10 protein-coding genes are annotated in these 13,938 nt (G+C 62.5%); 6 read left to right on the top strand and 4 right to left on the bottom strand.

Features of this window, described 5'->3' with window-relative positions:
• The first annotated feature begins 42 nt into the window (after positions 1–42).
• The 5 genes from GTP23_RS16755 (at position 43) to GTP23_RS16775 (ending at position 4,474) form a co-directional block, all read left to right on the top strand.
• Positions 43–579, top strand: a complete 537-nt coding sequence (locus GTP23_RS16755) for a DUF2058 domain-containing protein (RefSeq protein WP_161036155.1) — start codon at positions 43–45, stop codon at positions 577–579.
• 75 nt (positions 580–654) lie between these two features.
• Positions 655–1,596 carry a glycosyltransferase family 2 protein gene (locus GTP23_RS16760; RefSeq protein ID WP_202412222.1) on the top strand — a complete coding sequence of 314 codons (942 nt, stop codon included), beginning with the start codon at positions 655–657 and terminating at the stop codon, positions 1,594–1,596.
• Positions 1,589–1,990: a GtrA family protein gene (locus GTP23_RS16765; protein WP_161036156.1), complete on the top strand. Its 402-nt coding sequence runs from the start codon at positions 1,589–1,591 to the stop codon at positions 1,988–1,990. The genes GTP23_RS16760 and GTP23_RS16765 overlap by 8 nt, the downstream gene beginning before the upstream one ends.
• A 3-nt stretch (positions 1,991–1,993) precedes the next feature.
• Complete coding sequence (locus GTP23_RS16770) at positions 1,994–3,853, top strand: glycosyltransferase 87 family protein (RefSeq protein ID WP_161036157.1); 1,860 nt, start codon at positions 1,994–1,996, stop codon at positions 3,851–3,853.
• Between the two features lie 147 nt (positions 3,854–4,000).
• Complete coding sequence (locus tag GTP23_RS16775) at positions 4,001–4,474, top strand: GlcG/HbpS family heme-binding protein (RefSeq protein WP_161036158.1); 474 nt, start codon at positions 4,001–4,003, stop codon at positions 4,472–4,474.
• An 89-nt stretch (positions 4,475–4,563) separates the two neighbouring features.
• Here the strand turns inward: GTP23_RS16775 and GTP23_RS16780 are convergent, their stop codons facing one another.
• Positions 4,564–5,103 carry an outer membrane beta-barrel protein gene (locus GTP23_RS16780; RefSeq protein WP_161036159.1) on the bottom strand — a complete coding sequence of 180 codons (540 nt, stop codon included), beginning with the start codon at positions 5,101–5,103 and terminating at the stop codon, positions 4,564–4,566.
• A 337-nt stretch (positions 5,104–5,440) separates the two neighbouring features.
• Here GTP23_RS16780 and GTP23_RS16785 point away from each other — a divergent pair, with 337 nt between their 5' ends.
• Positions 5,441–8,248 (top strand): M16 family metallopeptidase, encoded by a 2,808-nt coding sequence (locus GTP23_RS16785; protein ID WP_161036160.1) that lies wholly within the window; start codon positions 5,441–5,443, stop codon positions 8,246–8,248.
• 24 nt (positions 8,249–8,272) lie between these two features.
• Here the strand turns inward: GTP23_RS16785 and menC are convergent, their stop codons facing one another.
• The 3 genes from menC to GTP23_RS16800 all read right to left on the bottom strand — a co-directional run bounded on the left by menC (position 8,273) and on the right by GTP23_RS16800 (position 13,778).
• Positions 8,273–9,433: an o-succinylbenzoate synthase gene (menC, locus tag GTP23_RS16790; RefSeq protein ID WP_161036161.1), complete on the bottom strand. Its 1,161-nt coding sequence runs from the start codon at positions 9,431–9,433 to the stop codon at positions 8,273–8,275.
• A 12-nt stretch (positions 9,434–9,445) separates the two neighbouring features.
• On the bottom strand, positions 9,446–10,930 hold the full coding sequence (locus tag GTP23_RS16795; RefSeq protein WP_161036162.1) for a transporter permease: 1,485 nt from the start codon (positions 10,928–10,930) through the stop codon (positions 9,446–9,448).
• A gap of 94 nt (positions 10,931–11,024) precedes the next feature.
• The gene (locus GTP23_RS16800) at positions 11,025–13,778 is read right to left on the bottom strand and encodes a TonB-dependent receptor (protein ID WP_161036163.1); all 2,754 of its coding nucleotides are present in this window, start codon (positions 13,776–13,778) and stop codon (positions 11,025–11,027) included.
• Positions 13,779–13,938 lie beyond the last annotated feature (160 nt).

The raw sequence follows: 13,938 nt of genomic DNA on the forward strand, positions 1-13,938 counted from the left end.
CCGGCTGCTAACAGCCGGCGGCTTTTTTTATGGAGTGTCGCCATGGTTTCCCTACAAGATCAATTGCTGAAGGCCGGACTGGTCAACAAGACCAAGGTCAAACTGGCCAATCAGGACAAGAGCAAGCAGCAGAAAGAACAGCGCCGCAGCGGCGTGCAGAGCGTGGATGAAGCCAAGCTGGCTGCGCAGGAAGCCCAGCGGCAGCAGGCCGAACGGGCCCGCGCCCTGAATGCCGAGCGCGATGCGGCGGCCCAGCAGAAAGCCATCCACGCCCAGATCGTGCAGATGGTGCAGCAGAACCGCCAGCCGGCCGGCAAGGGCGATATCGCCTATAACTACACGTTCCAGAACAAGATAGAACGGCTGTATGTGTCGCCCGAGGTGCAGGGCCATCTGGTCGCGGGCCGGCTGGTGATCGTGGTGCTGAACGGTGCTACCGAGCTGGTGCCGCGGGTGATCGCCGACAAGATCGCCGAGCGCGATGCGGCGCTGGTGGTGCGCGTCAAACAGAGCAGCAACGTGGTCGACGAGGATGATCCGTATGCGGCCTACCAGATTCCCGATGATCTGATGTGGTAAGGCCGGCTGGGCCGGTGCTTGAGGCGGTCTGCTTAATCGAAATATAATGGGGGCCATTTCCCCACTGGTCCCCTTATGACGTCCTTGCCGATGCGCCGTATCGCGGTGCTGATCCCTTGCTATAACGAAGCAGCCACCATCGCCGCGACGGTGCAGGCCTTCCGTGCCAGCCTGCCGCAGGCGCAGGTCTATGTGTTCGATAATAATTCGCAGGACGATACGGCTGGCATAGCCCGTGCCGCCGGCGCGCTGGTGCGCCATGTATCGGAACAGGGCAAGGGCAGTGTGGTGCGGCGCATGTTTGCCGATGTCGAAGCCGATGCCTATGTGATGGTCGATGGCGACCATACCTACGATGCGCAGGTGGCGCCGCAGCTGGTGCAGCGGCTGTTCGATGACGGACTCGATATGCTGGTGGGTAGCCGCGTCAGCGAGGAGCAGGCGGCCTACCGTTTCGGCCACCGCTTCGGCAATGCGCTGCTGACGGGCGTGGTAACCGCGCTGTTCGGGCGCAGCTTCACCGACATCCTGTCCGGCTACCGGGTGTTCTCGCGCCGCTACGTGAAGTCGTTTGCTGCTCATTCCACCGGATTCGAAATCGAAACGGAACTGACCGTGCACGCGCTGGAACTGCGCATGCCGGTGGCCGAAGTGGCGACCCGCTATGGCGCCCGGCCGGAAGGCTCGTTCAGCAAACTGAATACCTATCGCGATGGCTGGCGCATTCTCGGCACCATCGCCCGCCTGTTCAAATCGGAAAAGCCGCTGGCCTTCTATACGCTGGCAGCCGGCGCCTGCGCGCTGCTGTCGCTGGTGCTGGCGTGGCCGCTGGTGCTGACCTATCTGCAGACAGGGCTGGTGCCGCGCCTGCCCACGGCTGTGCTGTGCTCCGCCCTCATGCTGTTCGGGGTGATGCTGGCCGTGTGCGGCATCGTGCTCGATGCCGTGACCAAGGCGCGCATCGAGCAGAAGCGCTTTGCCTATCTGGCCGTTGCGCTGGCGCCGCCCCATGCGTAGCAACCTGCAGCAGCTATTGCGCTTTGCCTTCAACGGCGTGCTGGGCTGCGCGGCCGATGTGGCCGTGCTGTATCTGGCCATGCTGGCCGGGACCAGTTTCTATTCGGGCCGGGTGCTGTCTTTTCTGTCCGCCGTGTGGCTGACCTGGCGGCTGAACCGGCGCTACACCTTTGCCGCCAGCGGCAGCAGCGCATGGCAGGAGTGGTGGCGCTACCTGACCGTGATGCTGGGGGGCGGCGCCGTCAACTACGGCGTTTCCAGCCTGCTGGTACATAGCCTGCCGGCGCATTTCTGGCTGCCGGCGCTGGCCGTGGCCGTGGGCTCGCTGGCCGGCATGTCGGTGAACTTCATCGCCGCACGGTATTTCGTGTTTACCCAGAAACCACAGGAGTAGTCCGTGCTGACTCTGTTCCAGCGGCTGGAGGCGTGGTTTGTACGCCGCAGCGCCATTTTGTCCCATCCCCGTGCGCCATACTATGCGGCGCTAATCGTGCCGCTGCTGCTGGGCCTGCAATCGCTGCTGCTGGGGCAGGATGATGGCTGGGATATGCGCAACTACCATCTGTACAACCCGTATGCGCTGCTGAACGGCCGGCTGGCCATCGACTTCTCGCCGGCCGGTTTCCAGAGCTATTTCAATCCGCTGCTCGATCTGCCGTATTACCTGCTGACGCGCTATGCGCCGGCGCCGCTGGCCGGTTTTGTCTTCGGCTGGCTGCACGGGCTGAACTTCATTCCGCTCTCGATGATGGCGCGCCAGTTGCTGCCGGGGCGGCAGCGGGTGGCTTTGCTGCTGGCGCTGGCGGGCTGTCTGGGCGCAGGCTTCCTGTCCGAGCTGGGTAACAGCATGGGCGACAATCTGACGGCGCTGCCGCTGCTGTGGGCACTGGCGCTGCTGCTGCGCCATGGTGCGGCAGCCAGCGTGCGCATACTGCTGCTGGCGGGCCTGCTGATGGGGGCGGCAGCGGGTCTGAAGCTCACCAATATCAACTATGCGGTGGCGCTGTGTCTGGCATTGCTGGTGTGGCCGCAAGCGTTCTGGCGCCGTATCGGCCAGGCATGGTGGTTCGGCGTCGGCGTGCTGGCCGGGCTGGCCGCCAGCACAGGCTACTGGTGGGCCACCATGTGGCGCTTGTATGGCAATCCGCTGTTCCCCCAGTTTAACGACATCTTCCGCAGTCCGCTGGCGGCGCCGCTGGGTGTGCTCGATACCGGCCATTTGCCGCACACGCTGGCCGAGGCACTGTTCTGGCCTTTCATCTTTACGCGCGATATCGCCCGTATCGCCGAAGTGCCGCTGCGCCAGCTGATCTGGCCGCTGCTCATGCTGCTGATGCTGGCGTATGCCGTACGCCTGCTGTGGTGCCGCTACCGCAGCAGCAGCGTGGCGGCGCCGCAGGCTGCCACCGGCATGGCCGCGCTGCCGGTCGCGCTGACGCCGGCTGCGCGCGTACTGCTGGTGTTCGTGCTGCTGGCCTACCTGATCTGGCTGAAGCTGTTCAGCATTTACCGTTATCTGGTGCCGCTGGAGCTGCTGGCGCCCTTGCTGGTCTGGCTGCTGTGTCACGCTCTGATGCCGGCGGCACGGGCCGGGCGCTGGGCTGGCTGGGCGCTGGCGGTCTGCGTGCTGTACACGCTGCCGTTTGTCACCTGGGGGCATGGTGGCTGGACGGCACAGGCCTTCCGTGCCGAAGCGCCGCAACTGGCGCAGCCGCAGGCCAGCGTGGTCTACATGGTGCGCACGCCGATGGCATGGCTGACCCGTTTCTTCCAGCCGGAAGTCGCCTTCATGGCCATAGGCAGCGGCTTCCCCGAATCGCCGGCCTATCTGCAGCGCCTGCAGGAACAGGCTGCAGCGCGCACGGGCCAGCATTATGTGATGCTGCCGGCCGCTGTGAACATCCGTCAGAGCGGTGCTGAACGCAAGCTGGCGCTGGCCCGTGGGCTGGGCCTGACGGCCAGCGCGGCCGGCTGTGCGCGGCTCGATGGCTGGCTGCACAAAGTACGCTTTCAGGTAGAAGTACGGATGCTGGCAGCGGCGGATGCCGCTGCTTCGGGGCAGGCTTGCACGCTGCTGCTGCAGCCCCAGTATCGCGTTGATCTGGCGGCCGAAGATGCGGCGCTGCAGGCCGAAGTGCAGGGGCATCTGGCCCATTACGGGCTGGCCCTGCAGCCGGACGGCTGCCGCAATTATCCGGCCTATGTGGGCACGGAAGCCCATCCTTACCGCCTGTGCCCGGTGCAGCGGCTGCCGTGAGCGCAATGTCGGGTGTGCTGGAACTGGCCTGGGCGGCGATGCTGTTTTTTTTGGCACGGTGGTGTGAAAGCGCGTTATAGTCTGGCTCGCACGAAATGTTTCACCGGCAGTTTTCCTTGCTTCCCTATACCGTTATGGAGGTGTGAGATGTCGCTTGTCCGTCCTTGCCTAGCCCTGCTTTCCACGCTGCTGCTGGCCTTGCCCGCTGCGGCCCAGCAACCGAGTTATGGTGCGCCGATCACACTGGAACTGGCCAAGAAGACTGCTGCCGGTGCCGTGGCCGAGGCACGCAAACTGAAGCTGAATGTGGCGGTTGCCGTGGTCGATACCCATGGCACGCCGGTGTATCTGGAAGTGCTCGATGACACCATGACGGCCAGCCCCAACTTCGCCTTTCAGAAAGCCCGCACGGCAGCCATGATGCGTCGTCCCAGCAAGGCGCTGGAGGATGGTGTTGCCGCCGGCCGCAATGCGCTGCTGAGCCTGCCCGATCTGCTGATGATAGAAGGCGGCGAACCGATACTGCTCAACGGTAAGCTGGTCGGTGCCATCGGCGTTTCCGGCGGCGCCAGCGCGCAGGACGGGCAGATCGCCCGCGCCGGCGTAGAAGCCAGCCGCTAGGGCGCGGCCACCGTACCTAATGCACTATCTGGTGGCCGCCTGCAGGCGGTGCTGCGCGATCGTATCTGCCTGATCCAGTATGGCAGGGATTAGAACTTGAACCGGGTCGCTACGCTGAGGGCGTTGGTGTCGGAATACAGGCGGGCATATTCAATCGAAACAGCGCTCGAACGGGTGAGCTGATAGCTCAGACCCAGACCGAAACTGGCGCTGCTTTTGGAACTGGAGTCCGAGATACTGCCCAGGCTGACCTTGACCTTGCCACTGGTGGCGCCCAGCATGCCATAGACGGACAAGGCTTCATCGATAGGCTGGCTCCATTTGGCATAGACGCCCGCCAGCCGGTCGAATTTCACATGGAAGTCTGCGCCCATGATGTTCAGGGTGTCGCTGCCGACGCCACCGGCCACACGGGCTTCGAGGGCGAAGTGCTGGTTGAAGTCGTAGCCGAACACGGCGCCGAGCGTGGATGGCGAAACATCATTGCCGCTGGTAATTACGTCTTTGACGCTCACGCGCGCAAAGCTGGCGCCAAGGTAAGCGCCGCTGCTTGCGGGACTGCTGGTCTGTGCACAGGCCATTCCTGCCGCCGTGATCAGGAGGGTGGTGGCCACTATTTTATTCAACATATTTCTGCTTTCTGTGTGGGTGGGTCTGATGCTGTCAATGCGAGCGCATACTACATGAGTGAATAAATTGCGAATCTATACAATTGTCACTAGCGCTAAAAATAGGGCGTTAAAAGTCAGTTATGCGGGCCGGCATAAATTAAAAAACGGCAGGCAGTGCTGATGACAGCTATGTGAGTTGATCTATATCAGCACACCCGGATGCTTTGCGAGCAGGGCCGAAGGAGAAGCATCGGGCGCTTTTCCAGCTTTGTAACGGCATGAAATAATTTTCATCAGGATAGATTTCGCAGTTATATAATCTTCAACCTTAACTTTCTTTCAGGGGCTATCAAGAGTGAAGCTAATAACTGCCATCATGCTCAGCGCCGGCATACTGTCGCCCGCGTTCGCCACGACTACGGCTGCACCGGCTACCGCTGCTGCTGCCAAAGCCGCACCCGTTAAAGTCACTTCGGTGGAAGGCATTACCGAATACCGTCTGGCCAATGGCCTGCGCGTGCTGCTGTTCCCTGACGCCAGCAAACCTACCCTGACCACCAACATCGTCTACATGGTCGGTTCGCGTCACGAGAATTACGGCGAGACTGGCATGGCACACTTGCTCGAGCACCTGCTGTTCAAGCCCACCGCCAACTTCGGTATCAAGAAAGGCACCAAGACCCCGGTAGAAGTGCTGAACCAGATCGGCGGCCGCTTCAACGGCACCACCTGGTACGACCGCACCAACTACTTCGCTACCTTCCCGGCCAACGACGACAACCTGAAGCAGATGCTGGCGCTGGAAGCGGACCGCATGATCAATTCGCCGATCAGTCAGGACGACCTGTGGAATAACAAGACCCAGAAGGGCGAGATGACGGTAGTGCGCAACGAGTTCGAAAGCGGCGAGAGCGATCCGTTCCGCGTCACGCTGGAGCGCACCATGGCCGTGGCGTTCGACTGGCACAATTATGGCAAGTCCACCATCGGCGCCCGCTCGGATATCGAAGGCGTGAGCGTGGACCGCCTGCGCGCTTTCTACCAGCGCTACTACCAGCCTGACAACGCGATTCTGATGGTGGCTGGCCGCTTCGATGAAAGCAAGGTGCTGGCACAGATTAACGAATTGTTCGGCAAGATCCCTAAACCCGTCCGCGTGCTGGCACCGACCTACACCAGCGAACCGACCCAGGATGGCGAACGCTCGGTCAATATCCGCCGCAGCGGCGGCACCCAGCTGCTGGCCACCGGCTACCACGTGGCGCCGGCCAGCCACACCGATGCAGCCGCACTGCAGGTACTGGGGAAAATTCTGACCGATGCGCCTAGCGGCCGCCTGCACAAGGCGCTGGTCGATAACAAGCTGGCCTCCAATGTGATCGATCTGGACTTCAACCAGATGGAACCGGGTTACCGCCTGTTCGGCGCAGTGGTGCCGAAGGAAGTGCCGCTGGCCGCAGTGGAAGAAGTCATGCTGAAGACGCTGGAAGACATCAAGGCTAGTCCGATTACGGACGCCGAAGTGGCGCGCGCCAAGGTGGCCATCGCCAAGGACATCGACCAGACCGTCAATGACACGGCGCGCTTTACCATCGCTCTGACTTCGGCGCAGGCAGCCGGTGACTGGCGTCTGTTCCACCAGCGTCGCGATCAGGTTGAAGCTGTCGATGCTGCTGCCGTGCAGGCCGCTGCGGTGAAGTATCTGAAGGCCTCTAACCGCACGCTGGCGCGCTTCATCCCGACCGACAGCGCCGACCGCACCGAAGTGCCGAAGACGCCGGACGTAGCGGCACTGGTCAAGGACTACAAGGGCCGCGCCGTGATCGCGCAGGGCGAAGTGTTCGACCCTAGCCCGGACAATATCGAGCAGCGTGTGCAGCGTTCCGCGCTGGCCAATGGCATGAAGCTGGCGCTGCTGTCCAAGAGCACCAAGGGCAATACCGTCAGCGCCACCGTGCATCTGCGCATGGGCACTGCCGATAGCCTGCAAGGCAAAGCGGCCATCGGTGAGATGACGGCGGCGCTGCTGATTGACGGCACCGCCCGTCTGTCGCGGCAGGAAGTCAAGGATAGCTTCGACAAGCTCAAAGCCAATGTGCATATTTCTGGCGGTGCAGAGGGCATCACGGCCAGCGTCACCACCACGCGCGAGAATCTGGCGGCAGCGCTGGATCTGCTGGCCGAATCGCTGATGCACCCGGCTCTGAGCGAGAAGGACTTCTCCGAGCGCCAGCGCGAATCGATTTCGGAAACCGAGCAGCAGATGACGGAACCGCAGCCATTGGCCAGCGTGGCCATGCGCCGCCTGACCAACCCCTTCCCGCAGGGCCATGTGCGCTATGTGAAGACGCTGCCGGAACAGCTGGCCGATGAAAAAGCCGTGACGCTGGAGCAGGTCAAAGCCTTCCACAAGGCTTACTACGGCGCCGCCTCCGGCAGCCTGTCGGTAGTGGGTGACTTCGATGTAGCAGCGGTGCAGGCACAGGTGGCCAAACTGTTCGGCAACTGGAAAGCCGAGCAGGCCTATGTGCGCATTCCTGCCGAGATGAAGCCGGTCGCTGGACAGAAGGTTGCGCTGGAAACGCCGGACAAGGCCAACTCGGTGCTGCTGGCGATACAGCCGGTGCCGCTGAAGGATGATGCCGCCGTGTATCCGGCTCTGCTGATGGGTAACTACATGCTTGGTGGCGGCGCGCTGCGCAGCCGTCTGGCCGACCGTATCCGCCAGAAGGAAGGTCTGTCCTACGGTATCGGTTCGCAGTTGTCGGTGCCGTCGCGTGATCCGGCCGGTCTGTGGCTGGCCTTCGCCATCAGTGCACCGCAGAATACCGTCAAGGTGGAAGCGGCGCTGCGCGAAGAAATCGACAAGGTACTCAAGGAAGGCTTCACCGAGGCCGAACTGGCCGACGCCAAGAAGGCATGGCTGCAATCGCAGCAGGTCGGTCGTACCAGCGATAACGGTCTGGCTAGCCGCCTGTCGAATTATCTGAGCTTCGGCCGTACCATGGCGTTCGAGAAGGATCTGGAAGCCAAGGTCGGTGCGCTGACGCTGGCACAGGTCAACGAAGCGCTGCGTGCCAACCTGAAGCCGGAAGCCATTTCGGTGGTCAAGGCGGGCGACTTCGCCAAAGCTGCCGCTGCGGCACCGGCCACCAAGCCTTAAACCGGATCAGCCGCAGCGCATGCCCTAGCGTATGCGCTCGCGGTTGAGGGTGTAGCGTGTCACGCGTTCTTCCAGTACGTTGACGCCTATGCCCGGCCCCATGGGCATGGCGATATAGCCATCGTCGGCCAGCACTACCGGCTGGTCGACGATGTCTTCCTTGAAGTAGCTGGCCGTTTCGGCCGTATCACCCGCCAGTGTAAATCCCGTTGCCGCCTGCAGCTGGATATTGAAGGCGCGGCCTATGCCTGTTTCATCCATCCCGCCTGACCACACGCCAACACCGGCCTGTTCGCACAGCGCTGCAATGCGCAGCGATTCGATCATGCCGCCCACCCGTCCCTGTTTGATATTGATGATGCGTGCCGCATCGAGTGCCAGCGCCGAGCGTGCATCGTCGAGGTCATGGATGGATTCGTCCAGACACAGTGGCGTGCGCAGTTGCTGCTGCAGGGCGGCGTGCTGCACGATGTCGCTGTAGGACAGCGGCTGTTCTATCATGGTCAGGTTGAAGGCATCGAGCTGGCGCAGGATGGGGGCGTGTTCCAGCCCGTAGTCGCCATTCGCGTCGGCCATCAGCGAGATATCGGGATAGGCAGCGCGCACGGCCGCCACCCACTCCACATCCTTGCCCTGCATGATCTTCAGCTTGACGCGGTGGTAGGGGCGGCGCAGCGCGTCGCTCACGGCTTCCAGCAATGCCTCGATGGATGGCTGTATGCCCAGCGCCACGCCGGACTGGATAGGGCGCGGGCTCAGTCCCAGTAACTGGTGCAACGGCACGCCCTGCTGGCGTGCGATCAGATCGAGCAGGGCGTTTTCCAGCATGGCCTTGGCCATGCCGTGGCCACGCACAGGGCTCCAGCTAGCCAGCAATTCAGCCAGCGTCTGGCCCGGCGTGAGCAGCGGCAGCAGGAAATCCTTGAAGATATGCCGCACCGTCTGGGTAGTTTCGCTGGCGTAGAACGGATCGGGATCGGCCACGCATTCGCCCCAGCCCACCACACCGTTCGATTCCAGCCGCAGCAGCAGCGCTTCCTTGGCTGCCCAGGTGTGGACGCTGGTGGAGAACGGCCGCAGGTAAGGGATGCGTACCGTGATCAGGTCGATCCGGTCCAGCGCCGGCACGCGCGCCTGCGCGGCGGGAGAAACGGGAACGGGGCAGTGCAGATAATGTGGATTCATAGTCGTCCGGATTCAGTTATAGCCATAGAGTACGGCAAATGCCACCATGCCCATAGACATGAGCAGGATCAGCAGCTGGAAGCGCCAGATGATGCCGAACCAGCGCGTCCATGGCACGCCGGCCACGCCCAGCGTGGCCATCAGGATGGCGCCAGTCGGCACGCTCATATTCGCCATGGCATTGCCCAGCTGGTAGGCCAGTACGGCCGTCTGGCGCGTGACACCCACCAGATCGGACAGACCGGCCATCAGCGGCATATTGATGGCCGCCTGGGCGCTGCCGGAATGGATCACGAACGTAAACGCCGTCTGCACGGCCAGCATGCCCTGTGCCGCCAGTATCGGCGGCCATGTCTCCAGCATGGTGCCCATGCTGTGCAGGAAGGTGTTGAGCACGGAAGGCGCGTGCGGATTGGAGCCGCCCAGCAGATACTCGATGCCCTTGGCCATGGAGATCACCAGCACGGCCGGCATCAGCTGCTGGGCGCCGTTGATGAAGGCTTCGGCCGCGCCATCGGCCGTCAGGCGTTTGGCGAAGATGGCGATCAGCGCCGTGTAGCAGCACAGCGTCACGAACTGGGTGGCGATTTCCGGTATGAAGTAGCCAGCCGCCACCACGCCCCAGACGATCCAGATGATGGTGGCGACGATGCCGGCCAGGATAAAGCGGTCGGCTGCGGTCATGCTGGCGCTGGCCAGCGCGGCAGGCTGGCCGGAGTCGGCGGCGTTGCCGGTACTGGCGCAAGCAGCGGCACCGGCAGTGCTGTCAGCTGCTGCACCGGCGTCGTCTGGCAGCGGTTGCGGTTTGCGGTGGCGCTCGGCGTACCACAGCGTGAAGGCGATGCCGGTGCTGACGAAGATCACGAACATCACGATGCGCAGCGGTGCGCCCGACAGCAGCGGCACGTTGGCGATGCCCTGTGCCAGCGCTACCCCGAATGGATTCATCCACGAGGTGCCGAAGCCGATCTGGCTGGCCACATAGGTCATCATCACGCCCACTTCGGGCGGATAGCCCATGCGCCGGATCAGCGGCAGCAGCAGGGCCAGAAAGGCGATGGTTTCTTCGCCCATGCCGAACACGGCGCCGCCAGCCGCGAAGGCGGCAAACAGGCTGCCCAGCAGCAGGCGCGGGTGGTCGCCCGTGATGGCGATCAGGCGCAGCAGGCCGCGATCGACGGCACCGCTGGCATTGATCACACCGAAGGCACCGCCCACCAGCAGGATGAAGGCGATCACGCCAATGGCCGAGCCGGTGCGGCTGCCCGAGGTCATGCCCTCGAACGGCGCGTTGAACAGGCCGACCTCTTTGCCGCTGGCGAACCACGCGATATGGATGTTGTGCTCGGCCACGCGATAGGAATCGAGCGAGATGGCCACGCCTTTTTCGAAATAGCCGGCCGGTACCCACGGCACCAGCAGGGCCACGAACAGGGCGATGAACAGCAGAATGATCAGGGTGTTGGGAACTTTGAAGCGGCTGGTGGTGCTGCTCATGGCAAGGGTCTCGGCGGAAGTCTAGACAGAATAAGGAGGCGCCCTGCCTGCCATGCGTACAGCTGCATGACAGGACAGGGCGCCGGAGGGGGGCTTAGAACTTGTACTGCAGGTTAGCGAAGAACGAGCGGCCGCGTGGATCGCCGTAGGTCGGGTCCCAGGTCACTTCGAAGTAGCGCGACTGGTTGGTGAACGGTGGCGCCGTATCGAACATATTGATCACGCCAGCGCGCAGCTTGAGGTTCTTGCTGAACGCATAGCTGCCGGTCAGATCCCACAGCGAATAGGCTTTCACGTCACGGTCATTCCAGCCCGGATCGGCCAGACCGGGAATATTCTGGTCGCGGTAGCTGGAGAAGAAGGTGTTACCCAGCGTCATACTGATCGGACCCTGAGTCCAGTCAATATTCAGCTTGTGACGCCAGCGCTGCACGGCCTTATCGTCGCGGAACACGCCCAGACCATCGGTCATCGGCGAGTTAGGATCGGACTGGAATTTGTACTCGGTGATCAGAGTGCCATTCAGGCTGGCGCTGAAGCGGCCCATGGAGGTGGCGTCGCCGTGCCAGTTCAGGCCGATGTCCAGACCGGAGGTGTTGAGCTTACCGCGGTTCTCTTTCTTGAACTGCAGGTAGGACACGGCACCGTCGCTATCTCGCACCACGATTTTCGGATCGTTGTAGTAGACCGGATTGTCGAACACGGTCTGCTCGCCGATTTCCGAAATGATGTCGGTCTTGCGGATGATCCAGTAATCCAGACTGGCGTTCCAGTTCTTGTTAGGCTCCAGTACCAGACCGGCCGAGAACTGCTTGGACTTTTCCGGTTTCAGATTCGGGTTGCCGTAGCGGTCCAGATCGAACTGGGCGATTTCGCCGGAGACCGGATCTTTCACGAAGCTGGCGGTAGTACCCGAGCGCACCGGCAGGAACAGTTCCGCAATCGATGGGGCACGGAAGCCCGTACCGTACGAAGCGCGGCCCAGCACTTCCTTGCTAGGACGGTAGCTCACGGCCACTTTAGGATTGGTGGTCTTGAGTTCCGGTGCGGTCAGCTTGGTGAGCGGATCGTAGACGGCTTTGTAGCGGTCGTGACGGATGGCGAACTGGCCTTCCCACTCCTTGCTGAACGGCGCATTGATCTCGGTGTAGAAGCCGGCGATATCGCGCGAGTTGGACGAATCGGCCAGCAGTTCGTCGGAGCTGGAACGGTCGCCCTGCACGTCGTTGGTACGCAGTGCATCGGTCGAGGTGAAGGAAGTTTTTTCACGACGCAGCTCGCCGCCGATGGCGATCATGGCATCGCCGCCGCCCAGTGCCATCAGCGAGTGGGTCAGCTTGCCGTCGACGCTGTCGCTGGTGCCTTTGGAAATACGGGCAGCGCCGGTGATCTTGATCGAGTCCATAAACTTGCGGCCCGCATCGTCGGTGGCTGGCACAAACGGGTTGTACTTGCCGCTGGCAATACCGGCCAGCAGTTTGCTGCGCGATACCCAGCCATCGATATCCAGGTCGGTGGCCTTGTTTTCGCTGTGGTTGTAGGCCGTATCGTATTCCCAGCCTGCCACTTTGCCGGTGGCGCCGATGACGAAGCGGGAAGCCTTGCTGGTTACTTCAGACGTACGGCGGCCTGCATCGGTCAGACGGAAGCGGAAGTTGATCGGCGTGGTGATGCCGGTCTGGGCCTGCAGCGCGGCTGGCAGGTAGATGCCGGTGCTGGTGCCGTTGATGCTGCCCGAAGTGGCTGGCGATGCGGCGTACTGGGTTTTGGCTTCGCTGACCAGCGCTTCGGCAAACAGCAGATGGTCTTCGGCCAGCTGGAAGGTGGCGCGGCCGATGAAGCTCTGTTTCTTCGACTCCGGATAAACTTCCGAATCGCCCATGTAGTTGAACGAGCAGCCTTCCGTGCCGCCGGGGCCCAGCGGACGCACTACGTTAGGGCTGCCATCGACGCAGGAGGATTTGCCGAAGTTGACGCGGCGGCCGGGCGAAGGTACCCACGTGCCGCCGGGGCCGGAGCCTTTCAGGTAGCTGGATTTGTTCAGCAGGGCCAGCTGGGCTGCCGTCAGGTCGACGTTGGCCGGGAAGGTGGTGCTGGACAGCTGTGGCGACAGGCGGTCCGGCAGGCTGTATTCCTGCATGAATTTGCGCTGCGAGCTGGCCAGACGGCCGGTCTGCTGCAGGTCCAGTGCGCCGAAGATGTTGAAGCGGTCGGTGCTCAGGTCACCATAGCCGCCGGACAGCGAAGCCGATTGCTTGCCGCCGCCGCCTTCGCCCGTGCGCAGCGCGTACACGCTGACATCGCCGCCCTGATAGTCTTTGCGGGTGATGAAGTTGATCACACCGCCCATGGCGTCGGTACCGTAGATGGCCGATGCACCATCTTTGAGCACTTCCACGCGCTGGATGGCGCCGGCCGGGATGTTATTCAGATCGACGCCGGAGTTGTCGCCGGGGCTGGCGAAGTTGGCCATGCGGCGACCGTTCAGCAGTACCAGCGTGCTGGAAACACCGAGGCCGCGCAGGTTGGCGCCATTGAAGCCGCGCTGGCCACCCATCACGTCGGAGACGCTGGCGCCATCGGTCAGGCCACCCACGTTGGAGGAGATTTTCTGCAGCAGTTCGGCCGCCGTCGTCACGCCGGACTTGTCGATGTCTTCGCGCTTGATGATTTCCACCGGCAGCGCGGCCTCGCCTTCGATGCGCTTGATGCTGGAGCCGGTGATCTCGACGCGCTGCATGGTTTGCGCTTGCGCGTGCAGGCTCATGATGCCCAGCGCGATCAGTACGGCGTGGGTACAGCGGGAGCGGCGGAATGCAGACGCCTCGTGCTTGCTAGGTGTTTTCATGCGATCAGTCCTCTGAAATGGGTATTTATACGCAAGCAGGTGCTTGCGCCGCCCGGGTTGGTGTACTTATGGAACAGTTTCAGTGTATGCAGCCCAGCCCGGCTTGCGCGCATCGGACCCTGCACGGGTCGCTCTGTGTAAAAGCCGTGTCGCATTGTTG

The organism is Duganella fentianensis (genome assembly GCF_009857835.1).
GTDB lineage: Bacteria > Pseudomonadota > Gammaproteobacteria > Burkholderiales > Burkholderiaceae_D > Rugamonas > Rugamonas fentianensis.